At 75.1% G+C, this 22954-nt stretch carries 18 protein-coding genes; 10 read left to right on the forward strand and 8 right to left on the reverse strand.

What is annotated here, in order from left to right; all coding sequences use genetic code 11:
• Window position 1: 1 nt before the first annotated feature.
• Complete coding sequence (locus ABT403_RS03710; RefSeq protein WP_344157835.1) at window positions 2–1264, forward strand: MFS transporter; 1263 nt, start codon at window positions 2–4, stop codon at window positions 1262–1264.
• A gap of 53 nt (window positions 1265–1317) precedes the next feature.
• Window positions 1318–2346, forward strand: coding sequence for a hypothetical protein (locus ABT403_RS03715; RefSeq protein WP_344157838.1), 1029 nt, complete (start codon window positions 1318–1320; stop codon window positions 2344–2346).
• A 93-nt stretch (window positions 2347–2439) separates the two neighbouring features.
• On the opposite strand, the gene ABT403_RS03720 is transcribed toward ABT403_RS03715, so the two are convergent.
• Window positions 2440–3126 (reverse strand): GNAT family N-acetyltransferase, encoded by a 687-nt coding sequence (locus ABT403_RS03720; protein WP_344157841.1) that lies wholly within the window; start codon window positions 3124–3126, stop codon window positions 2440–2442.
• A gap of 140 nt (window positions 3127–3266) precedes the next feature.
• Here ABT403_RS03720 and ABT403_RS03725 point away from each other — a divergent pair, with 140 nt between their 5' ends.
• The 3 genes from ABT403_RS03725 (at window position 3267) to ABT403_RS03735 (ending at window position 6165) form a co-directional block, all read left to right on the forward strand.
• On the forward strand, window positions 3267–4073 hold the full coding sequence (locus tag ABT403_RS03725; RefSeq protein ID WP_344157844.1) for an alpha/beta fold hydrolase: 807 nt from the start codon (window positions 3267–3269) through the stop codon (window positions 4071–4073).
• A 111-nt stretch (window positions 4074–4184) separates the two neighbouring features.
• Window positions 4185–5438, forward strand: coding sequence for an MFS transporter (locus ABT403_RS03730; protein WP_344157847.1), 1254 nt, complete (start codon window positions 4185–4187; stop codon window positions 5436–5438).
• Window positions 5439–5487: 49 nt separating this feature from the next.
• Window positions 5488–6165 (forward strand): (2Fe-2S)-binding protein, encoded by a 678-nt coding sequence (locus tag ABT403_RS03735; protein ID WP_344157850.1) that lies wholly within the window; start codon window positions 5488–5490, stop codon window positions 6163–6165.
• Between the two features lie 53 nt (window positions 6166–6218).
• Here the strand turns inward: ABT403_RS03735 and ABT403_RS03740 are convergent, their stop codons facing one another.
• The gene (locus ABT403_RS03740) at window positions 6219–7988 is read right to left on the reverse strand and encodes a S8 family peptidase (protein ID WP_344157853.1); all 1770 of its coding nucleotides are present in this window, start codon (window positions 7986–7988) and stop codon (window positions 6219–6221) included.
• A gap of 372 nt (window positions 7989–8360) precedes the next feature.
• The gene (locus ABT403_RS03745) at window positions 8361–9728 is read right to left on the reverse strand and encodes a cation:dicarboxylate symporter family transporter (protein WP_344157855.1); all 1368 of its coding nucleotides are present in this window, start codon (window positions 9726–9728) and stop codon (window positions 8361–8363) included.
• Window positions 9729–9884: 156 nt separating this feature from the next.
• Between ABT403_RS03745 and ABT403_RS03750 the strand changes: the two genes are divergently transcribed.
• Together ABT403_RS03750 and ABT403_RS03755 are read left to right on the forward strand one after the other, a co-directional pair.
• Complete coding sequence (locus tag ABT403_RS03750; RefSeq protein WP_344158944.1) at window positions 9885–11603, forward strand: sensor histidine kinase; 1719 nt, start codon at window positions 9885–9887, stop codon at window positions 11601–11603.
• Complete coding sequence (locus ABT403_RS03755) at window positions 11600–12301, forward strand: response regulator (RefSeq protein WP_344157858.1); 702 nt, start codon at window positions 11600–11602, stop codon at window positions 12299–12301. Before ABT403_RS03750 ends, ABT403_RS03755 begins: the two co-directional genes overlap by 4 nt.
• Here the strand turns inward: ABT403_RS03755 and melC2 are convergent.
• Both melC2 and melC1 read right to left on the reverse strand, forming a co-directional pair.
• Entirely contained in the window at window positions 12256–13104 is an 849-nt protein-coding gene (gene melC2, locus ABT403_RS03760; RefSeq protein WP_344157862.1) for a tyrosinase MelC2, read from the reverse strand. The two genes, ABT403_RS03755 and melC2, sit on opposite strands and share 46 nt — an antisense overlap.
• Entirely contained in the window at window positions 13104–13499 is a 396-nt protein-coding gene (gene melC1 / locus ABT403_RS03765; RefSeq protein ID WP_344157866.1) for an apotyrosinase chaperone MelC1, read from the reverse strand. The genes melC2 and melC1 overlap by 1 nt, the downstream gene beginning before the upstream one ends.
• Window positions 13500–13796: 297 nt before the next feature.
• Between melC1 and gad the strand changes: the two genes are divergently transcribed.
• Window positions 13797–15188: a glutamate decarboxylase gene (gene gad / locus ABT403_RS03770; RefSeq protein ID WP_344157869.1), complete on the forward strand. Its 1392-nt coding sequence runs from the start codon at window positions 13797–13799 to the stop codon at window positions 15186–15188.
• Between the two features lie 9 nt (window positions 15189–15197).
• Here gad and ABT403_RS03775 read toward each other — a convergent pair whose 3' ends face one another.
• Together ABT403_RS03775 and ABT403_RS03780 are read right to left on the reverse strand one after the other, a co-directional pair.
• The gene (locus ABT403_RS03775) at window positions 15198–17642 is read right to left on the reverse strand and encodes a DEAD/DEAH box helicase (RefSeq protein ID WP_344157872.1); all 2445 of its coding nucleotides are present in this window, start codon (window positions 17640–17642) and stop codon (window positions 15198–15200) included.
• Window positions 17643–17750: 108 nt separating this feature from the next.
• The gene (locus ABT403_RS03780; protein ID WP_344157875.1) at window positions 17751–19418 is read right to left on the reverse strand and encodes a sigma-70 family RNA polymerase sigma factor; all 1668 of its coding nucleotides are present in this window, start codon (window positions 19416–19418) and stop codon (window positions 17751–17753) included.
• 208 nt (window positions 19419–19626) lie between these two features.
• Here ABT403_RS03780 and ABT403_RS03785 point away from each other — a divergent pair, with 208 nt between their 5' ends.
• Both ABT403_RS03785 and ABT403_RS03790 read left to right on the forward strand, forming a co-directional pair.
• Window positions 19627–20580 carry a bifunctional 4-hydroxy-2-oxoglutarate aldolase/2-dehydro-3-deoxy-phosphogluconate aldolase gene (locus tag ABT403_RS03785; RefSeq protein ID WP_344157878.1) on the forward strand — a complete coding sequence of 318 codons (954 nt, stop codon included), beginning with the start codon at window positions 19627–19629 and terminating at the stop codon, window positions 20578–20580.
• A 2-nt stretch (window positions 20581–20582) separates the two neighbouring features.
• Window positions 20583–21653: a PfkB family carbohydrate kinase gene (locus ABT403_RS03790; RefSeq protein WP_344157881.1), complete on the forward strand. Its 1071-nt coding sequence runs from the start codon at window positions 20583–20585 to the stop codon at window positions 21651–21653.
• Here the strand turns inward: ABT403_RS03790 and ABT403_RS03795 are convergent.
• Window positions 21553–22824: a serpin family protein gene (locus ABT403_RS03795; RefSeq protein WP_344157884.1), complete on the reverse strand. Its 1272-nt coding sequence runs from the start codon at window positions 22822–22824 to the stop codon at window positions 21553–21555. The two genes, ABT403_RS03790 and ABT403_RS03795, sit on opposite strands and share 101 nt — an antisense overlap.
• Between the last annotated feature and the right edge of the window lie 130 nt (window positions 22825–22954).

Consider the following 22954-nt stretch of genomic DNA (forward strand, 5'->3'; position numbering starts at 1 on the left):
CATGTACGTCGCGGACAGTCGCGGTACCCCCGCGCCCGCCGTGGCCCCCGAGAAGCAGGCCGTCGCCCCGGGCACCCGCCCGGGGCGGCGCGCCGCCCTCGCCCCCACGGTGCTCGCCCTGGGCACGGTCAGCCTGATCACCGACGTCTCCTCGGAGATGGTCACGGCCGTGCTCCCGCTCTACCTCGTCGCCGGACTCGGGCTCACCCCGCTCGGCTTCGGCCTCCTCGACGGGGTCTACAACGGCGTCAGCGCCCTGGTCCGCCTCACCGGCGGCCACCTCGGCGACCGGCTCGGCCGCCACAAGGCGCTCGCCGGCATCGGCTACGGCCTCTCCGCCCTGTGCAAACCGCTGCTGCTGCTCGCCCACACCCTCCCCGCCATCGGCGCCGTCCTCGCGCTGGACCGCACCGGCAAGGGGCTGCGCACCGCTCCGCGCGACGCGCTGATCTCCCTGGCCGCCGCCCCCGAGGACCGTGGCCGGGCCTTCGGCGTGCACCGGGCCATGGACACCGCCGGCGCGCTCATCGGGCCGCTGCTGGCGTTCCTGATCCTGCGCGGCGCCGCCGACGGCTACGACGCCGTGTTCACCGTCAGCGCCTGCGTGGCCGCCCTCGGCGTGCTGGTGCTCGTGCTCTTCGTCCCCGGCCGCCGCACCGTCCCCGCGCCCGGCGCCGCCCCCGTCTCCCTGCGGGCCTCCCTCGGCCTGCTGCGCCGCCGGGACCTGCGCCGCACGGCCCTGTGCGCCCTGCTGCTGGGGCTGTGCACCGTCAGTGACGCCTTCGTCTTCCTGCTGCTGCAGAAGGCCACCGGGATCGCCGACCGCTGGTTCGCCCTGCTGCCGCTCGGCACGGCCGGAGCCTTCTTCCTGCTCGCGATGCCGCTCGGCCGCCTCGCCGACCGCGCCGGCCGCCGCCGGGTCTTCCTCGGCGGCCACCTCGCGCTGCTCCTCGCGTACGGTCTGCTCCTCACCGGCGCCCACCACCCGGTCCTGCCGTACGCGGTCCTCCTGCTGCACGGCGCCTTCTACGCCGCCACCGACGGCGTGCTCATGGCCGAGGCCGCCGGAGCCGTCCCCGAGGAGCACCGGGGCGGCGGGCTCGCCCTCGTCCAGACCGGACAGGCCCTCGCCCGGTTCGCCGCCTCCCTGGGCTTCGGCGCCGCCTGGACCGTCTGGGGCGCCCGGCCCGCCCTCGCCGTGGCCGCCGTCCTGCTCGCCCTCGCCGTCGCCGGCTGCGCCCGGCTGAGGCCCCGCCGCCCCTGACCCCGGCCGCCGCACCGCCGCATCCCCACACGAGAAAGACCGAAGGCCCCCACATGACCCTCCAGCGCCGGATCCTGATCCTGGTCTGCGCCGTCGTCCTGCTCGCCGCCGTCGGCGTGATCGCCGTGGTCCGCGCCGGGTCGCGGGCCGACGAGAAGGACCAGGCCCGGCCCGGCGGCCCGCGGATCACCCCCGGCACGGTCTCCCTCGCCCCGGGCGACGGGGGCCGGCGGATGGTCTTCCGGAACATGGCCTGGGGCCCGCACCGCGACGAACTCGCCTCCGTCCCGGCCGCCGCCCCGGACGGCCCCCGTACCGCGTCCGGGGTGAAGTGCCTGCGCTTCCACGCGGCCGCCGGCACCGGGATCTGCCTCCAGGCCGACAAGGGCGGGGTCCAGGAGAGCTACCGGGCGGTCGTCCTCGACGCCGGCCTCAAGCAGGTCGCGGCCCGCCCCCTCGCGGGGATCCCGACCCGCGCCCGGGTCTCGCCGGGCGGGCACCTGGTGGCCTGGACCGTCTTCGTCGGCGGGGACTCGTACGCGGGCACGAACTTCTCCACCCGCACCTCCCTGCTCGACCTGCGCACCGGGAGGTACGACGCCTCCCTGGAGGACTTCACCGTCCGCATGGACGGGAAGACCTACCGGAACGCCGACGTCAACTTCTGGGGGGTCACCTTCGCCGCCGACGAGAAGACCTTCTACGCGACGCTGGCCACCGGCGGCCGCACCCACCTGGTCCGCGGCGACCTCGCCGGGCGCACGGTGACCGTGCTGCGCGAGAACCTGGAGTGCCCCTCGCTGTCCCCGGACGGGACCCGGCTGGTGTTCAAGAAGCGGGTGCCGGGACTGCCCGAGGACGCCCCCTGGCGGCTCTACGTCCTGGACCTCGCCTCCCTGCGGGAGACCCCGCTCGCGGAGGAGCGCAGCGTGGACGACCAGGCGGTGTGGACCGACGACGCGACCGTCGTCTACTCGCTGCCCGGGGACTTCGGCGCGGACCTGTACTCCGTGCCGGCCGACGGGAGCGGGGCCGCGACCCGGGTGACGGCCTCGGCCCTCGCCCCGGCCTTCCTCGGCTGAGCGGCCGGGAGGGCGGGAACGAGGGCCGGGGGGACCCGCCGCGCGGGCGCGCGGCGGGACGCGGATCCGGGCGGGCCGGAGCCCGCAGGACCGTTACGCCGGAATCAGCGTCTTGCGCCGGCGGCGCCGGGGCGCCGCCGCCGACATGCGCAGTTCGATGATCGAGCGGACCGTCGGCCACTCCTCGTCGAGGATCGAGTAGAAGGCCGTGCTGCGCACCGCGCCGTCCAGTCCCCGCGAGTGGGCCCGGCGGACCCCCTCGCAGGTGAAGCCGAGACGTTCCATCGCGGCCCGCGAGCGCCCGTTGCGGGCGTCCGCCCGCAGCGAGATGCGGCGCACGCCCCAGGTCTCGAAGGCGTGGCGCAGCATGAGCAGCTTGGCCTCGGTGTTGATGCCGGTGCCCTGGGCGGCCGGGGACAGCCAGGTGTTCCCGATCTCCGCCGCGTCGGGGATGGCCGTCGCCGGATCCCCGAAGGGGACGCCGGGTACGGCCGGCCAGACGAGCGGGCCCTGCCAGTAGTCGAGTTCCAGGAACCGGGTCGACCCGACCACCCGCCCGTCAGAGGCTCTGACCACGGCGAACGCAAGGGATCGACCCGCTGCCTGATCGGCGAGGGCACGGTCGATGTACTCGTGGGACGCCTGCAACCCGTGCGGAACGGGAGTGAAGGCGTAAGTCGTACGATCCTCGGCCCCGGCCTCGGCCAGGGCCTCGGTGTGGTGGGGGGCGAGGGGCTCGAGCCGCACGGAGCGGCCGGCGAGGAGTACGGGTACGGGCACGGAGCCTTCGGTCCTTCTGGGCGGTGGGGTGGTTGCACAGTCTGCGTCCCTGACGTCACCCCCCGCGCAAAACGCGGGTGAAAGGCAACGGGCTGTCAGGTGAACGCGAGTGGCTCAATGTAGCCCCTTAGGGTCCTCTCATGAACCCCCTATTTGGCAATGGCGCAAAGTGTGTTTTCGATGACTTTGGCCCGGCGGCCGGCGAGCCCGTGATCCTGATCCACGGACACCCGTTCAACCGGTCGATGTGGGCCCCGCAGGCGGCCGCGCTGGCCGCCGCCGGCTTCCGTGTCATAGTCCCTGACCTGCGAGGATATGGGGACAACCCGGCGACGGAGGAAAAGACCCCGCTCGCCTCCTTCGCCGACGACCTGGCAGGCCTCCTCCGGGACCTGGATATCGAACAGGCGGTCGTCGGGGGAGTGTCCATGGGCGGGCAGATCGCGATGGAGCTCAGGTTGCGCCACCCGGGGCTGGTGCGGGCCCTCGTCCTCTCCGACACCTCCCCCGTTCCGGAGACCGCGGAGGGCGCGGAGTTCCGCCGCGAGACCGCCGAGCGGCTCCTCGCGGAGGGGATGGGTCCGTACGCCGAAGAAGTCATTGACAAGATGCTGGCGCCCTACAACGTCACGGGCCAGCCGGAGGCAGCCGCCCGGGTCAGCGCCATGATGCGCGCCACCGACCCGCTCGGCGCCGCCGCCGCGCTGCGCGGCCGCGCCGAGCGGCCGGACTACCGGCCGGTGCTCGCCGCCCTGCCCGAGGAGGTGCCCTGCCTGGTGCTGGTGGGGGCCGACGACGTCTACACCCCGGTCGCGGAGGCCGAGGCCCTGTGCGCCCTGGTGCCGCACGCCCGGCTCCGGGTGATCGAACGGGCCGGGCACCTGCCGGGCGTGGAGCGGCCGCAGGAGTTCAACCGGGCGCTGCTGGAGTTCCTCGGCGACCTGTGACGCGGGTGCGGCGGGGCCGCCGGGCGGGACCGTGCGAACGGTGAAGTGGCCCACCTGACAGACTGCCGATCGGCCCACTCCGGCGGGCCGCCGCGGTGATCCAATGGAGCGGTGACGATACGGTTCCTGCCCGCGCCCGGCGCGCCCCGCCGCCTGGCCGCCGCCCAGTTGAGCAACTCCGTCGGCGACGGCGCCTACTACGTGTGCTCCGCCCTCTACTTCACCCGCGTCGTGGGCCTCTCGCCCGCCCAGATCGGCCTCGGCCTGACCCTCGCCTGGGCGGTCGGCTCGGTCGCCGGAGTACCGCTGGGGGCCCTCGCCGACCGGCGCGGGCCGCGCGGCACCTCGGTGCTGCTGGCGCTGGCCACCGCCGCCTCGGTGGCCTCCTTCCTGTTCATCCGCTCCTTCGGGGCGTTCCTGTGCGCCGTGGTGCTCTACGCCGTCTCCCAGTGCGGGCTCGCGGCCGCCCGCCAGGCCCTGCTCGCGGGCCTGGTGGCCCCCGGGGAGCGCACCGGGGTACTGGCCCGCCTCCAGTCCACCCTCAACGCCGGGCTGGCCCTCGGCGCGGCCCTGGGCGGGCTGGCCCTCGGCGCCGGCACCGAGCGGGCCTACCTCGTGGTGTTCGCCCTGGACGCGGTGAGCTTCCTGGTCTGCGCGGCCGTGCTGCGCGGGCTGCCCGCGGTGGCGCCGGCGCCCGGCCGGGCGGCGGGGGAGCCGCGCCTGGCGGTGCTGCGCGACCGCCCGTACGCCCTGGTCACGCTGCTCAATGCGGTCCTGCTGCTGCGGATGCCGCTGCTGAGCCTGGCGATCCCGCTGTGGATCGCCGAGCGCACCCAGGCCCCGGGCTGGCTGGTGTCGGCGCTGTTCGTGCTCAACACCCTCGCCGTGATGCTGTTCCAGGTGCGTCTGGCCCGGCCCGTCACCGGCCTCGACAGCGCCGGACGGGCCCTGCGGATCTCCGGGATTGTCATGGCCCTGTCCTGCGTCGTGTTCGCCGTCTCGGCCCTGCCCTCCTCGGGGTGGGCGGCCGCCGCCCTGCTGGTGGCGGGCGCCGCGCTCCAGGCCGACGCCGAGATGCGGCAGTCGGCCGGATCCTGGCAGATCGGCTTCTCCCTGGCCCCGCCCGAGCGGATCGGGCAGTACCAGGGCTTCTTCGGCACCGGGGTCCCGGTGGCCCGGACCCTGGGCCCGCTGCTGCTGACCGCGCTGCTGCTGATGTGGGGGATCCCCGGCTGGCTGCTGCTCGGCGCCCTGCTGCTGGCGGCCTCGTACGCCATGGGCCCGGCCTCCCGCCGGGCCCGGGCGAAGGCCGGCGGCGAGGACGGGCGGGCGCCGGCCGGGGCGGCCTCGCCCGGGCTCTCCTGACCCCCTCCCGGCGCGCCGGGGCGGGGGCGGGCCCTGCGATCATGCGGGGATGGACTTGGACGACGTACTGGGCAGGCTGGAGGCCGTCGGCCCCTTCTTCACCGTCCCCTACGGCACGGAGCCGCCCGGACCGGGCTTCCGCCCGCTGACGGAGCTCTACGGGGAGCGGCTCGGCCCGTACGTCGACGAGGTGGGCCGGCGGATCGGCACCGGGCCGGGCCGGGTGGCGGCCTCGACCGCGCAGTTCGGGATCGTCTCGCGGCTGTGGTCGCTGGCGCTGGGCTGCGCCGCCCTGGGCGGCCAGGTACCGGATCTGGCCCCGGACCGGGTGTGGTGGCACCTGCCCGACGGCGGCTCGCTCCGCCTGTGGCTGCCGGCCCCGGCCGAGGTCCTGCCCGCCGGGGCCCTGGGGGAGACCGTGCTGGGGAACCTGGCCGTGCTGGACGGCGCGCTGCGGCGGGCGTACGGGGTCTCGGAGCGGGTCCTGCGCGGCAACGCCGCCTCCGGGCTGGTCGGGGCCCTGCGCGTGCTGCTCGACCGGGTGCCGGGGGAGCGGGCCGTGGCAGAGGCGGCGGGCCTGCTGGCCGAGGGCGGGGCCCTGGCGGGCACGGGGGAGTTCGTCCACGAGGAGGGCCTCGGGGTGGCCTTCGTCCGGCGCAGCTGCTGCCTCTACTACAAGGTGCCCGGTGGCGGGCTGTGCGGGGACTGCGTGCTGCGGACCCGGTAGCGCGGAGGGGCCGCCGGGAGTTCCCTCCCCGGCGGCCCCGCCGGCGGTCCCGACTAGAAGGTCAGGTTCCAGGAGTCGATCTTGCCGGTGTCGCCACCCGCGTTGTCGTTGACGCGCAGCTTCCAGGTGCCGTTCGCGACCTCCGAGGAGGCGTCGACGGTGTAGGTCTGGTTGATGTTGTCCGCGCTGCCGCCGGCCCGGTTGTGGACCGTGTAGACGGTGCCGTCGGGCGCGACCAGGTCGACCTTCAGGTCGCCGATGTAGGTGTGGACGATGTTCACGCCGACCTTGAGGGTGGCCGGGGCGTTGCCGGTCACGCCGGTGACGGTGATGGGGCTCTCCACCGTGCTGTTGTCGGCGATCGCGAAGTCCGCGGTGTTCTCGAAGTACTTGCCCGCGGGCGGGGTGGCGCCGACCGCCTTCAGGGCGTCGACCTGGCCCTCGCCGAAGAAGGAGTTGTTGGCCGTCGTGCCGGTGCAGCGGCCGTCCGCCGGGCAGGCGATGTCGTTGGCCTGGGTGGCCAGCTTGTCGCGGATCTGCGCCGGGGTGATGCCCGGGTTGGCGCTCGCGATCAGCGCGGCGACGCCCACCACGTGCGGGGTGGCCATCGAGGTGCCGCTCTTGGTGCCGTACTTGCCGCCGGGCAGGGTGGAGTAGACGTCCTGGCCGGGGGCCGCGACGTCGATGACGCCTTGGCCGAAGTTGGAGAACGAGGCCTTGGTGGTGCCGGTGCCGTTCGCCGCGACCGTGACCACGCCCGGGAGCTCGGTCGGGATGTCCAGGCAGGCGTTGGTGATGGTGCGGGTGACCGGCGTCGAGTCGTTGGGGCTCGCGGTGTCGGTCGTCTTGTGGGCGAGGTCGTAGTTCTCGTTGCCCGCCGCGGCGATCTGGAGCGAACCCTTGCCCTCGGCGTACTCCTGGGCGCGCTTGACGCCCTCGATGATGGCCGCCTGGTCGATGTTGTCCGGGCAGTTGAACTGCCACGGGTCGGTGTAGTAGCTGTTGTTGGTGACCTTGAAGCCGTGGTCACCGGCCCACACGAACCCGCAGATGGTGTTCTCGGCGAAGAAGAACGAGTTGCCGGGCTCCGCGACGCGGACGGCGGAGATCTTCACGCCCGGGGCCACGCCGACGACGCCCTTGCCGTTCTTGGCGGCGGCGATGGTGCCCGCGACGTGGGTGCCGTGCGTGTCGACGTCACGCCACGCGCCGGTGCGGGTGTCGGGCTTGCCGTAGGCGCAGGAGACGGAGTCCGCCGCGTTGAAGTTCGGCGCCAGGTCCTGGTGCTGGTCGTCGACACCGGTGTCGAGGATGCCGACCTTGACCGACGCGGAGCCGGGGTTGACGGCCCAGGCCTGGTCGGCCTTGATCTGCGTCATGTCGGCCCGCGCGGGCTCGCCCGCCGGGGTGCTGGCCTGCGCCGGGTTGGCGGGCAGCGCCGGGTTGTAGGCGTCGGCGGGGACGTCCGAGGTCCGGGTCGCGCCGACCTGCTGGACCCCGCTGACGCCGCGCAGGGCGGTGGCGAAGGAGGCCGAGGAGGAGTGGGCGACGATGACGCCGATCTGGTCGAAGTACGAGAAGACCGTGCCGCCGTTGGCGGTGACGGCCGACCGTACCGCCGAGCTGTCGCCCGGGGCGGTGATGACGAGGTAGGCACGGGTGCCGGCAACCCAGGTCGCACTCTGGGAAGAAGCCGGGGCCGAGGCCTTGGGGGCCTTGGGCGCCACCGCGACGGCGGAGCCCGAGGGGCCGACGGGAGCGGTGCCGGCGAGCGCGGCGGGGGCTCCGAGGGTGAGGGCTGCGCCCAGGGCGGCAGCCACCACCAGGGCACGTCGAGGTCGACTGGATATGTGGGGTATCAAAACGTCCTCCGATGACCCGGTGGCGGTGCTGGTGGCACCTGCCGGGCCGTACGAAACGAGTGGTGGACGCAAGATGTCAGACGGGCGGCCCCGGAGGGAAGTACCTTTTTGCCGCGCTCGACTTGAGACCGGCTGGCCGAAACTCGACGTTCCCCGGCCGGTGTTGGGCGTTCTGCGCCGTTCGTCTGACTCGCGCACGCGTACGGACGGGTCGCGCGGTCTCCGCGGAGGCGGCCCGGCGCCGCGAGGAGGGGCGGCGCCGGGCCGTACGCCGGGCGGGCGGGGCACCGTGGGGGCGAGCCCTGCCCGGCCGGGTTCCGGGGGGTGGGCCGGTCAGGCCGGCACACCGTCCTTGGGGCCCGCCGAGGGGCCGGGGAGGGGGGCCGGGGGATCGGCGGGGGCCGCGCCGTGCCCGTCGTCCACGAGGACGGACTCGTCGAAGGGCAGCCGTCCCGCGAGGACCTCGGCGGCCCGCTCGCGGTCGAACTCCTTGGTCCACGCGCCGATCAGGACCGTCGCCACCGCGTTGCCCGCGAAGTTCGTCAGCGCCCGCGCCTCGCTCATGAAGCGGTCGATGCCCACGATCAGGCCCACGCCGTCCACCAGTTCCGGCCGGTGCGACTGGAGGCCTCCGGCCAGGGTGGCCAGTCCGGCCCCGGTGACCCCGGCCGCGCCCTTCGAGGCCACGATCATGAAGAGCAGCAGCGAGATCTGCTCGCCCAGGGCCAGCGGCTTGCCCATGGCCTCCGCGACGAACAGCGAGGACATCGTCAGGTAGATGGCCGTGCCGTCCAGGTTGAAGGAGTAGCCCGTCGGCACGGTGATACCGGTGACCGGCCGGGAGACGCCCAGGTGCTCCATCTTCGCGATCAGCCGCGGCAGCGCCGACTCCGAGGAGGAGGTGGACAGGATCAGCAGGAACTCCCGGCCCAGGTAGCGCAGCAGTGCGAAGACGCTGACTCCCGTGCACAGCCGCAGCAGCGTGCCCAGCACCACGACGACGAAGATCAGGCAGGTGGTGTAGAAGCCGATCATGATGACCGCCAGGGACTTCAGCGCGTCGATCCCGGTCGCCCCGACCACCGCCGCGATCGCCCCGAACGCGCCCACCGGCGCCGCCCACATGATCATCGCCAGGACCCGGAACACCAGCTTCTGCACGTGCCCGATCCCGCGCAGCACGGGCTCGCCCGCCGGGCCCATCGCCTGGAGCGCGAACCCGCACAGCAGCGCCACCAGCAGCGTCTGGAGCACCTGGCCCCCGGTGAAGGCCGACACCAGCGTCGTCGGGATGATCCCGAGCAGGAACTCCGGCGTGCTCTGCGCCCCGCCCGCCTTGGCCTGCGCCTCGCCGGCGTGCCGGGCGGCCTCCGTCAGGTGCAGCCCGCTTCCGGGCTCCAGCAGGTTCCCGACGACGAGCCCGATCGCCAGGGCGACCGTGGACATGACCATGAAGTAGCCGAGGGCCAGGCCGCCCACGGCTCCCACCTTGGCGGCCTTGCGGACCGAGCCGATCCCCAGCACGATCGTGCAGAAGATCACCGGCGAGATCATCATCTTGATCAGGTTGACGAAGCCCGTGCCCAGCGGCTTCAGCTCGACCGCGGTACCGGGCGCGGCGAAGCCGACGGCGATGCCGAGCAGCACCGCGGCGATCACCGCGATGTAGAGGTAATGGGTTCGGTCGCGTCTGGCGGCCACGTTCGCCTCCTGGTGGTGGATACGTTCCGGGAGACCATCGCCCACCCTGTGACCCCGGTCACCCTTGCGTTCATTGAGTTCACGGCCCGGTGCACACTGAGCGCTATGTTCCGCTTCGTCCGGCCGCCCCGGAGCCTCGCCGGCCAGCTCTTCGCCATGCAGGTCCTGCTGGTCGCCCTCGTCGTCGCCGGCTGCGCCGTCTTCGCGTACGCGACCGCCCGCGACCAGGCCGAGGACGCCGCCCGGCGGCAGGCCGGGGCGGTGGCCCGGGCCGTCGCGGACTCGCCGTCCGTGCGCGAGGCCGTACGGGAGGGGGCGCGCTCGGGGACGGACCCCTCGGCCGCGCTCCAGCCCTACGCGGAGCGGGTACGGGAGGACGCGGACGTGGACTTCGTGACGATCATGGCCCCCGACGGGCGGCGCTGGACCCACCCCGACCCCCGGCGCATCGGCGAGCGCTTCCTCGGCAACACCGCCCCGGCCCTGCGCGGCGAGACCTTCAGCGAGACCTACACCGGCACCCTCGGCCCGTCCATCCGCGTGGTCACCCCGCTCACCGGCCCGGACGGCGCGGTCGTCGGCCTGGTCAGCGCCGGGATCACCGTCCGCGCCGTCAGCGCCCGGCTCGCGCGGCAGCTGACCGCCCTGGCCTGGGTGGCGGCCGGGGCGCTGGCGCTGGGCGGCGCGGGCACGTACGTGGTCAACGCCCGGCTGCGCCGCCACACGCACGGCATGGACGCGGCCGGGCTCAGCCGGATGTACGACTACCACCAGGCGGCCCTGCACGGAGTCCGGGAGGGGCTGCTGCTGCTCGACGGCCACCGCAGGATCACCCTGATCAACGACGCGGGCCGGGAACTCCTGGGCCTGTCCGGCGCGGTCACCGGCACCGGCGCCGACGCCCTCGGGCTGCCCGCCCCGCTCACCGGGGCCCTGCTCGCGGACCGGCCCCGGGTGGACGAGGTGCACCTGACGGCGGACCGGGTGCTCGTGGTCAACAGCGCGCCGGTCGCGGGCGGCGGCCGCCGGGGGACGGTGGTCACCCTGCGCGACCACACCGAACTCCTGGCCCTCGCCGGGGAACTGGACCGGGAGCGCGGCTTCACCCAGGCCCTGCGCTCCCAGGCCCACGAGGCGGCCAACCGCCTGCACACCGTGGTCTCCCTCATCGAACTGGGCCGCAGTGAGGAGGCGGTGGAGTTCGCGACGGCCGAACTGGAGCTGGCCCAGGCCCTGACCGACGAGGTCGTCACCGCCGTCGGCGAGCCGGTGCTGGTCGCGCTGCTGCTCGGCAAGGCCGCCCAGGCGCACGAGCGCGGCATCGAACTGCACGTCACCCCGGACAGCGGCGCGATCGACGCCGGGCCGGGACTGCCGCCCGCCCGGGACCTCGTCACCGTCCTCGGCAACCTCGTCGACAACGCCCTCGACGCCCTCACCGGGGTACCGGGCGGGCGGATCGCCGTCACCGTGCGCCGGGACGCCGACGCGCTGCTGCTGCGGGTCGCGGACAACGGGCCCGGGCTGCCGGAGGGGGTGGACGTCTTCCAGCGCGGCTGGTCCGGCAAGGGGGAGGGGCGCGGGCTGGGCCTGGCCCTGGTCCTTCAGGTGGCCCGGCGGCACGGGGGCTCGGTGGAGGCGGGCGACACCCCGGCGGGCGGAGCGGCGTTCACGGCCCGCCTGCCGCTGCCTCCGGCGGAAGGGGCGGGAACCGACGACGGCTCGCCGGACCCTGCGGGCCCGGGGCCGTCATGCCCGGACCAGCCGGGCCCGACGGCCGGCCGCGTCGGTGCCGCGCCCGGCGCGGGCCGCACCGCCGTCCCGGCGGCGGAGTGCCCGCTCCCCGGTCCGCCCGCCGTGGGCGGTACCGCGTGAGCGCGCCCGTCCGGGTCCTGGTCGTCGAGGACGACCCCGTCGCCGCCGACGCGCACGCGCTCTACGTGGGCCGGGTGCCCGGGTTCACCGCCGTGGCGGCCGTCCACACCCTCGCCGAGGCCACCCGGGTGCTGGAGCGCACCCGGGTCGACCTGCTGCTGCTCGACCTCACCCTGCCGGACGGCAACGGACTGCGCTTCGCCCGCGGACTGCGCGCCTCCGGGCATCCGGCCGACGTGATCGCGGTGACCTCGGCGCGGGACCTGGCCGTGGTCCGCGAGAGCGTCTCCCTGGGCGTCGTCCAGTACGTGCTGAAGCCCTTCGCCTTCCCCACCCTGCGCGAACGGCTGCTGCGCTACGCCGAGTTCCGGGCGGCGGCCGGCGAGGCCGTGGGCCAGGACGACGTCGACCGGGCGCTCGCCGCACTGCGCGCACCCGCCGCCGCGCAGCTGCCCAAAGGACTCAGCGCCCCGACCCTGGACCGGGTCGCGGCGCTGCTGCGGGCGGCGCCCGAGGGGCTGACCGCGGCGGGGGCGGCCGGGGCGGCCGGGATCTCGCGGATCACCGCCCGCCGGTACCTGGAGCACCTGGTGGACACCGGTCGCGCGGACCGTGCCCCCCGGTACGGCCAGGTCGGCCGCCCCGAGCTGCACTACCGCTGGCGGGCGGCGGAGGCGGGCTCGGTGTCGAAGGTGTAGAACTTGCGGTGGTCGAGCATGTCGGCCGGGGTCACGTCGTTCCAGGGGCGCATGGTGTCGCGCAGGTCGATGACGTTCGGGGTGCCGGCCGCCGGCAGGTACGGCGAGTTCGGGTTCTTCGCCTGCCAGTCCGCCCACAGCTTGTCCACGAACGCGTGGTGCATCCAGAACACGGGGTCGTTGGGGGAGACGCCGGTGCCCATCTGGCCGCCGACCCACACGTGCACCCGGTTGTGCAGGTTGGCGCCGCGCCAGCCCTCCAGGTTGTTGCGGAAGCCGCCCGAGGAGCTGTTCCAGGGGGCCATGTCGTAGACCGGCATGGCGAGCACCGCGTCCACCTCGGCGCGCGTCGGCAGCTGGGCGACGCCCTCGCCGAGCGCGCGGCGCAGGTAGGCGCGGCCGTCCACGCGGACCGAGATCTCCCACTTGCCCGTCGCGTACGCGAAGGGTCCGTCCATCACCTGTCCGTCGCGGGCCCGGCCGGTGCCGCCGAGGAAGTCGGCGGCCCAGAGGGAGGAGCGGGCGGTGCGGTCGGCCGTCCAGTCCCAGTACGGGAGCGAAACGCTCTTGTCCACCGCCTGAAGAGCCGCCTCGAACTCGAGGAGAAAGCGGCGGTGCCAGGGGAGGAAGGAGGGGGAGCGGTGGCCGACGCGGTCGCCCGAGTCGGTGTCGCTCATGATGAACCCGTTGTGGGTCGTGACGAAGCGGTCGTAGCGGCCGGTCCGCTTCAGTTCGAGCAGCGCGTTGGTGAAGGCGCGCTTCTCCTCGGCGGTCAGCGTGGCCTGGTTCTTGCGCACGGTCATCACATGCCGCCCATCTGCATCGGGGCCAGCTGGGAGCCCTGGAGTTCGCGCACGGCGGCCCGCGCCAGCGAGGCCGGGTCGGAATACGTCTCGTAGTGGTTGACCACGCTGATCCAGGTGCCGTCGGCGTTCTGCATCATGTGCAGCTCGCGGCCGTCGATCCGGACGCTGGGCAGGCCGGCACCGCCGTGGTGGCCGCCGTGGTGCCCGCCGCCCGAGGCGGGGGATATCTGGATGCGGCGGCCCATGTACACCTCGTCGACCGTGCCGGCCGGGGTGGTGGCCGCGGCGCGCGAGTCGGTGGCGGCGGCGTGCGCGGTGGCGCCTGCGATGCCGAGGACGGTGAGAGCGCCGGCGGTGGTGCCCAGGGCCTGCCGGCGGGTGATCTTGTTCATGGCCGAAGAACTATCAGCGTCCGGACGGGAGTTGGCCGGAATCCGGACATCGGCGGATAAGTTCTATGTAGAACAAATTAAATGATCTTCCCGTCCGGACCGGCTCCGGTGGACCGGACGGGAAGATCTGCGGCACTCATGCTACCTGACGGTAAGTTTTGCGGTCCGACGGTATGGATGTGGACGGCGTCACTCTCCGCGGTCGGCCGGAAGCAGTGCCGGAATTCGCCATTCCCGATCGGTCCTCAAGGGTCCTTGAAGTCCGTTTTCGGGTGATCTACCGCCTATAGTCCGGACATGGCTCTTCATCAGACGAAGGACACCCACGCCGAGGACGCCGCCACGGACGTCTTCGCGTCCGCCCTGAGCGGCCAGGTCCTGCCCAAGTACCGAATGCCGGAAGAGCACTCGTCCTCCGAGGTGGTCTACTCGCTCCTCCACAACGAGCTCCTCCTCGACGGCAACGCCGCCCAGAACCTGGCCACCTTCTGCACCACCTGGTCGGACGACGGCGTGCACCGGCTGATGAACGAGTGCCTCGACAAGAACATGATCGACAAGGACGAGTACCCGCAGACCGCCGAGATCGAGGCCCGCTGCGTCAACATCCTGGCCGACCTCTGGAACGCCCCGGCCGGCACCACCGGCACCGGCTGCTCCACCACCGGCTCCAGCGAGGCCGCCATGCTCGGCGGGCTCGCCCTCAAGTGGCGCTGGCGCGCCCGCCGCAAGGCCGAGGGCAAACCCGCCGACCGCCCCAACCTGGTCTGCGGCCCCGTCCAGATCTGCTGGGAGAAGTTCGCCCGCTACTTCGACGTCGAACTGCGCCAGGTCCCCCTGGAACCCGGTGCCACCGGCCTGCGCCCCCACCAGCTCGCCGCGCACGTGGACGAGAACACCATCGGCGTCGTCGCCATCCTCGGCGTCACCTACACCTGTGACTACGAGCCCGTCGCCGAACTCGCCGCCGCCCTCGACCGGATCCAGGAGGAACGCGGCTGGGACGTCCCCCTCCACGTCGACGCCGCCAGCGGGGGCTTCGTCGCCCCCTTCCTCCACCCCGACGTCGTCTGGGACTTCCGGCTGCCGCGCGTCGCCTCCGTCAACACCTCCGGCCACAAGTACGGGCTCGCCCCGCTGGGCGTCGGCTGGATCGTGTGGCGCACCGCCGACCTGCTGCCCGCGGAGCTCGTCTTCGACGTGGACTACCTCGGCGGGGACATGCCCACCTTCGCCCTCAACTTCTCCCGCCCCGGCGGCGAGGTCATCGCCCAGTACTACCTCTTCCTGCGCCTGGGCCGGGCCGGCTACCGCCGCGTCCAGCAGGCCTGCGCCGACACCGCCCAGTACCTGGCCCGCGAGATCGAGGGCCTCGGCCCCTTCACCCTGCTCTACGACGGCCGGGGCGCGCTGCCCGCCGTCTCCTACACCCTCACCGACCCGGGCGGGGCCGGGTTCAGCCTCTACGACCTGTCCGACCGGCTGCGGATGCGGGGCTGGCAGGTGCCCTCGTACCCGCTCCCGGCCGACCGCGAGGAGACCGTCATCCAGCGCGTCCTGATCCGGCACGGGGTCACCCGCGACCAGATCGCCCTGCTGGTCGAGGACCTGCGCCGGGCCCTGGCCCACCTGCGGGCCGTCCCGCAGCTCGCCCCGGCCACCCCGGGCCGCGCGGGCTTCCACCACTGACCGGACCGCTCAGTTCGACGACGCCGGCCAGCGCATCCCCAGGGCCGTCAGCGCCGCCACCCGCTCCGGGGACAGCGCCGCCGCCCGGGAGCGCTGGTTGGAGATCCACGACCCCAGCCGCAGCTCCCGCCCGTCGACCCGCTCCACGTGCGTGCGCGGCACCCTCAGGTGCCCCTCGCGCGCGTGGAACCGCCGGGCCGCCTCCAGATGCCCGGCCCAGGCGTCGGCATGGCTGCGCCGTGGCGGCGGCCGCTCCTCCTCCCCGGCCGGGTCCAGCCCCAGCACGTGCTCCAGCAGCCACCGCTGCGCCCAGGCCAGCCGGTCCCAGCCCAGCCGCTGGGCCCGTACCCACAGCCCCAGGTCCTCGCCCTGGACCACGACCTGCCCCGGCCCGGACGGGATCCGGCCGCCCGCCTCCAGATGGGCCCGGGTCAGGTGGAAGCCGCGCTGCCAGCCGATGTCCCAGGCCGGGCACCAGGCCGGGTCGATCTCGTCCAGGGCCTCCCGGCGCTCCGGCGGCAACGCCCCCGGCCCCTCCCGGCGGCCGGCGGCCCGGTTGTTCTTCATCCACACCCCGACCGGCACCCCGTGCCAGGTGGCGTCCACGGGCGGCAGCAGGTGCCCGTGCTCGGCGGCCCAGGCACGGGCCGCCGCGAGCCCCTCGTCGAAGGCCACGTCGAAATGGCTCCACACCATCCCGAGCTCGTCCAGCTCCCGCGTCCGCTCCCGGCCCAGCGCCCCCCGCCGGTAGGTGCGCCGCGCGTCCGCGATCCACTGGCCGAGCGGGAACCCGGCCAGGGCCGCCGGCCACTCCTCGTCGTCCGCCGGAACCCGGTACGCGAACGGCACCTTCAGGTCCCCCGCCGTCGCCGCGTAGATCCGGGCCGCCTCCGCCCCGCGCCGCCACCGCGTGTGCTCCGGGTGGAGCACCCGCAGCCGGATGAAGGCCGCGAGCAGCGCCGGGTCACGGGGCGTCGAGAAGCTCAGCAGCGCCCGCGCCCCCTCCCCGGGCCCCGCCGCCGTCGCGGCCGCCGCCGGGGCCTTCGGCGCGGCGCTCGGCGCCTGCGGCTGCGCCAGGGCCTCCACCAGCCGCGAATCGTGGGCCCGCAGGGCCTCCAGGAGCCGCGCGAGGTCCCCGTACGCCCGTGAGGTCAGCATCGACTCCGGGGACTCGCCGGGCCCCAGCAGGACGGGCACCACCAGCGAGGCCACCTTCCCCTCGCCCGGCCGGATCCGCAGCGCGCGGCCCACGGCCTGGACCAGGTCCGGCATGGAACCGCGGACGTCGGCCCAGAAGACGGAGTCGCACTCCTTGGTGTCGACCCCCTCGCCCAGTACCCGGACACTGCCGAGGAAGGCCTTGTCCGCGACCCGGTCCGCCGCGAAGGCGTCCAGCACCCGCCGCCGGTGGGCCGCCGTGTGCTGCCCGCACAGCCAGTCCGCCCACACCGTACGGGGGTACGCCGGCAGCGGGCTCCGGCTCGCCGTCCGCAGCCGGGCCGCGACCGCCGGCAGGCCCGCCGCGAACGCCTCGGCCTCCTTGGTCAGGTGATGGAACACCAGGGTCCGCCGGAAGCCCTGGTCGGCCGCCGCCTTCACCAGCGCTGCCTGGAGCGCGGCCAGCCGCATCCCGCGCACCCGGTCCGAACGGCCGTCGGCCCCCAGCAGCACGGCCGACTGGAACCCGGGATCGCTGACGTCCACGCACACCACCCGGTAGGGGGCGCAGATCCCCCGGTCGATGGCCTCGGACAGGGAGAGGGTGTGGCAGCGGGAGCCGAACGGCCCCTCCGGGTCGTCCTCCATCGAGGCGACCAGCTCGCCCCGCCCCCGCGGCTCCCGGCCGCCCTCCTGTTCCTCTTCCTCCTCCAGGTCCTCGCCGTCGCGCCACACCCGGGGCGTGGCCGTCATGTACAGCCGCCGGACGGAGGGGATCCGCACGTTGTCGTGCACCACCGCCCAGGGCTTGCCGATCCGGCCCGAGGTGCGGTGCGCCTCGTCGACCACGATCAGGTCCCAGGACGGCAGGCCCGCCAGGTGCGCCCGCTCGATGGTGCCCAGCCCGAGCGAGGCGTACGTGGCGAACACCGTCACCCGCTCCACCGGCCGGGCGCCCCAGCGGGCCAGGATGCGCGGATCGGTGGTGGTCGGCACCCCCACGTCCTCGCCGCGCAGCGAGCACACGGCCAGGGCCCGCCCGGTGCGGCCCCCCTCCCGCCAGGCCGCGACGGTCTGCACGAGCAGGTCGAGGGAGGGCACCAGGACGAGCACCCGCCCGGCCCGCAGCTCCTCGGAGGAGCGCACCGCGACCAGGGACTTCCCCGACCCGGTGGCCATGATCACCTGGGTCCGCAGGCCCCGCGCGGGCACCGGGCCGCCGGCGGGCAGCTGGAGGGCGCGGGTGACGGCGTCGACCGCCTCCCGCTGATGGGGCCGCAGCTCTTTCCTCGGCACCTGCTTCACCCTGCCCGCTCTGACTGCCCGCTCTGATCTGCTCTTCGGACTCCAGCCCCTATCTTGCCCGGATTCTGAGTCAAAGAGGAGAAGGCGGGTGCGGCCCGGTCACATACGGGCGCCGAAGTTCTGCGTCCACCACGGGCCGCCGGCGCCGGGGTGCATGCCCACGCCGATGTCCTTGAAGGAGCAGTTGAGGATGTTCGCCCGGTGCCCCGGGCTCTTCATCCACGAGTCCATCACGTCCTGCGCGCTCTGCTGGCCCTTGGCGATGTTCTCCCCGTAAGTGGACCAGCGGTACCCGGCGGCCGTCGTGCGGTCGCCCGGGTCCGCCCCGTCGGGGTTGGTGTGGTCGAAGAAGCCCCGCCGCGCCATGTCGTCGGAGTGGCCCTGGGCGGCCCTGTCCAGCTGCGCGTCCTCCTTGAGGGGGCCGCAGCCGGCCGCCGCCCGCTCGGAGTTGACCAGGGCGATCACCTGCCCGACCACCCCGGCCGGGGCGGGTGCCGGAGCGGGCGGCGCGGGCTTCGGCGGGTTGCTCTTCACCGGCGCGGGCGCCGGGTCCGCGGCCTTGGAGCTCGTGGACGGCGACGGGGAGACCGAAGCGGAGGCCGAGGCGGAGGGGGAGGGCGAGGCCGAAGCGGAGGCCGAGGAGGAGGGGGAGCCGGAGGGCTGCGGCGAGGCCGTGTCCGGCGCGGAGAGGGCCGCCAGCGGCGAGGCGGGGGAGGCGCCGTCCGCCTCGGCGCCCTGATTGCCGGGCATCGTCGTCAGGTAGACCAGGCCGCCGCCCGCCACGCACGCGGCGATCACGGCGCCGCCGATGGCCCGGCGGCGGTTCTGGCGCCGCTTGCGCTCCGCCCCCCGGCCGCCGGCCGGGTCGCCGGGGCCGCCGTCCCCGCCCTTGCGCCGGGCCGCCCGGCCCGGTCCGGACACCACCGGGCTCAGCTGCGTCGCCGCGTCGGCGAAGGCCACGGGGGCGGCGCCGGCCGTCACGGCGGCCCGGACGCCCGTCATCAGCGCCGCCGCCACCGGGACCAGGGCCAGACCGGCCAGCAGCCCCTCGGCCGGCATCAGCCCGTTCCACAGTCCCGAGCAGCGCAGGCACTCGCGGGCGTGCCGGGCTATGCGCTTGCGCCACAGCGGCGAGGGACGCCCGTCCCAGGTGCCCGTCATCGCGAGGATCTGCTCGCAGGGCGGCTGCGTCTCCAGGGCCCGCTCCACCACCCGCGCCGACTCCAGCTGCGCCTTCATCCGCTGCACCCGCACGGCCGTGTGCTGCGGGGTCAGCTCCAGGGCCGCCGCCACGTCGGCCCGCGTGAGTTCACCGGCGCACTCCAGCCACCACAGCGACAGCAGCGCCCGGTCGTCGGGCTCCAGCCAGCGCGTGGCGCGGGCCGTCTCGCGGCGCTGCCCCGACAGCTGGAGCTTGACCACCGTGAGGTCGGCGAAGTCGGCGCCGGGGTCGGCCAGGTCCTGGGCCGCCTCCAGGCCGCTCTCGCCGGGAATGCCGCTGCGGGCCTGCCAGTGGGCCCGTATCCGGTTCATCGTGATCGCCACCAGCCACGACCGGAAGCTCTCGTCGGCGCGCAGGCCGCCCAGCCCGTCGAGCGCCCGCAGCATGGTGTCCTGCACTACGTCGTCCACGTCGCAGGAACCGTTCAGGGCCCGGCCGACGATGTTGTAGACCAGGGGCAGGTGGGTACCGACCAGCTCGTCCTGCGCGCGGGGATCGCCCGCGCGGGCCGCTGCCACCAGCTCTGCCGTGTGCTGTGTACTCATGTGAACTTCCCTGTCCGTACCGGCGGTCGATGATGTCCGACACCTGGGAGACCGTCGAGGGGGACTCCGATAACACTTATCCGGAAGAACTTTTTATCCGGAGGAGGATCTCCGGCGCCGACCGCCCCCCGGATGTGTAAGGTCTGGACCAATAAGTCGCCCGGTGCGACGCCGAGTTCCCCGTCCCGGGGGACCTCCGGGAGGGGCCGTGTCCTTGCGTCCGTACGAAGTGCTGGCCGCCCAGCGGCTGCTCCCGGTGCTGCGCAGCGCCGACGCCGACGAGGCCGTCCGCGCCACCGCGACCCTGCTCGCCGCGGGCTGCCGCGCGGTGGAGCTCACCACCTCCGTCCCCGGCTGGGCCGGGGCCGTGGCCCGTACCGCCGGTCTGGCCGACGCGCTGGGCCGCCCGGCGCTGATCGGCGTGGGCACCGTCACCACCGCCGCCCAGGCCCGGGCGGCCCTCGACGCGGGGGCTGGCTTCCTCGTGTCCCCCTACCCCGCCCCCGAGGTCCGCGAGGTCGCCCGGCGGCGCGGGGCGGCCTTCGTGGAGGGCGGATACACCCCCGGTGAGATCGCGGCCGCCGTCCGCCGCTCGGGCGCGGCGAAGGTGTTCCCGGCCCATGTAGGGGGCCCGGCGTTCCTCCGCTCCCTGCGGGCCGTCCTCCCCGACGGCGCCCTGCTGATCCCGACCGGCGGCATCGCCCCCGGCGAGGTCCGCGACTGGCTCGCGGCGGGCGCGAGCGCCGTCGGCATCGGCAGCGGCCTGCCGACGGAGCCGGCCGAACTGGCCGCCCTGTTCGCCTCCCTGGCGTCCGACGCGGCCCCGCCGGGCGGCCGTCGGGCCCGCGCACACGATGCCGGAGCCCCAGCGCACGAGGACACCGGAGCACCGCCCGGGCACCCGGCCGGGCCGGGCGCCGCGGCGGCCGCGTCCGACGGGGCACGGGCGGTACCGGGTACGGGACGGCCCGCACCGGGCCGGGCCCCGCGCCCACCGGTCGCGGGCTCCGCGCCGCCGGGCGAGCGGCCGGCCGGGCCGGAGGACGGCGCGGCCGGGCCCGGGGGACGGCGGCCGTTCGCGCCGGACGCCATGCGCGCGACGCCGGACGCGGGGCCACCCGTACCGCCCGCGCGCCCGCCCGCGCCGTGCGGGGAGGCGTAGCCGTGGCCCCTGCGGCCGCCGGGCCGTACGACGTCCTCGTGCTCGGCGAGGTGCTCGTCGAGATCCACGCCGGTACCCCGTTGCGCGCGGCCGCCGACGGGACCGCCGCCCGGATCTCCTACTCCGGCGACGCCCTGAACGCCGCGGCCGCCGCCGCGGCGGCCGGAGCCCGTACCGCGCTGCTCGCCGTCGTCGGCGAGGACGAGCTGAGCGTCCCGCTGCTGCGCCGGGCCGCCGACCTGGGCGTGGACGTCTCCCACGTCCGCCGCGCCCCGCACCCCAACGGCGCCTACCTGCTCTGCGCGGACACCGAGGGCGACCGCGAGTTCGTCTACTGGCGCACCCGCAGCGCCGGCTCCACCCTCTCCCCGGCCCACGTGGAGACCTGGCGGGAGCTGCTGACCGGCGCCCGGGCGCTGATCACCGGCGGGATCGCCGGGGCCCTCTCCCCGTCCAGCCGCGCGGCGGTCCTCGACGCCGCCCGGACGGTCCACACCGCCGGAGGCCACGTCACGTACGACCCCAACTTCCGCCCCCGGCTGACCGGACGGGCCGAGGCCCGCTCCCTGCTGGCCGCCGTCGCCCCGCTGACCGGCCTGCTCAAGACCTCCTGCCCGGCCGACGCCCTGGCCCTGGTCGACACCGCCGACCCGCGGACGGCGGCGGCCCGCTACCGGGCCCTGGGCGCCCGCGCCGTCGCCGTCACCGCCGGGGCCGGCCCGCTGCTCCTGGACGAGGGCACCCGCGCGGCCCACCACCCCGTCCCCGCCAACCCGGACCCCGTCGACGCGACCGGTGCCGGGGACTGCTTCACCGGCACCGTCACCGCCCGGCTCGCCCTCGGCGACCCGCTCCCCGAGGCGGTGGCCCACGGGGTCGCGGCCGCCTCGCTGTCGGTGTCGGGCCGCGGGGGCACCGGCCGCGTCCCCGCCTTCGCGGAGACGGCGGCCCTGGCCGCCACGCTGGCGCCGCCTACCCCTCTGCCTCCCACGCCGCGTCGGCCTCCTCTTCCTCCCGCCTCTTCTCCTCCTCGCTCAGCTCCGGCGGCTCCTCGTACCCGAGCGGATCCCTGACCCAGCCCGCCGCCAGGACCAGCCGCGAGGTGCGGTGCACGGCCAGGAAGCCGAAGGGCCGGTCGAAGGAGAGCTCGGTCAGGCGCGTGCGGTAGCGGGTGCTGGGCGGCATGGCGCTGCCCGGCGCCATGGCCACGGCCGTCACCGCGGCGGCCTCGAAGCCCTCCGCGCGGAAGCGCGCCACCGCCGACTGCCGGGCCGAACCGACGGCCAGGGGTGCGGAGCTGACGCCGGGGAAGTGGCCGCGGCCGCTGTCGCGCGCGGTGTCCAGCCCGAACAGAGCGGCCCGCTCCAGCAGATCGTGCTCCGCCCGCACCTCGAAGGCGGGCGTCCTGACGGCGAGCCGGGGTTCGGGCGACAGGGCGAGCACGGTGGCGACGGTCAGCCCGGGCCCGGGGCGGCCCTCCGGGAGCAGGCTCGCGGGGGTGACCGGCCGGGCGCGGGTGACGGCCTCGATCCCGGTGGTGAGGACACCGGCCGGCCCGGCGCCGGGCCCGCCCAGCACGAGGTGGACGTCCACCCCGGTGTCCCCGACCACCTCCAGCAGGGTCACCGGCCCCGCCGGCCCCTCGGCCACCCCGGCCCGGTCCGCGAGGGCCGTGCTGCGGTACAGCATCCGCAGGGTGCGTCCGGCCCACGGGCCGGCCTCCGCCTGACCGCGCCCTTCCCTGAACGGCTGGACCCACCTCGTCTTCAGCGTCAGGGCCGAAGCCAGCACCAGCCGCGTCCCGTCCGGGCCCTCGGTCAGCGTGACCGGCATCCGCTTGACGAGCCCGTCCGTCCGCCCCTCGGCCCACCCGTCCAGCGCCTCGCCGTCGGCCACCGCGTCGCCGCTCAGGGTGCCGTGGCCGCCCGGCGCGAGCCGCTCCAGCCAGGCCGCCTCCAGCGGCAGGTCCGCCCGGGTCCACAGGCCCGTCGCCGCCCGCAGCCCCCGTACGCCGTCCAGCGCGGCCAGCAGCTCCCGCGCCGCCTCCGCCGCCCGGTCGGCCGGCAGGCCCAGGGCCTCCGCCAGCTCCGCCCGGGCCGGGCCCGCCGCCCCGTCCGCGAGCGGGGCGAGCAGCGGCCAGACCCCGGCCGCCGTGAAGACCGTACCGGCGTCACCCCCGTGGGCTTCGGCCCAGCGCGCCGTCAGCCGGTTGACCGCCCGTACCGTCGAATTCCTCATGTTCATGCCGGGGGAGCGTACGGGGCGGGAGGCGGGCCTGCCGAATCCTTTCCCCGTGCCCGGGGTTCCGGGTGCCGGCCGGTCCGAAAAACATCCTCCGCGCCCCTGGGTTCCTCCGCGACCCGTCGCTACCCTC

Source organism: Streptomyces sp. NPDC000075 (assembly GCF_040301925.1).
In the GTDB taxonomy this organism is placed as follows: domain Bacteria; phylum Actinomycetota; class Actinomycetes; order Streptomycetales; family Streptomycetaceae; genus Streptomyces; species Streptomyces polychromogenes.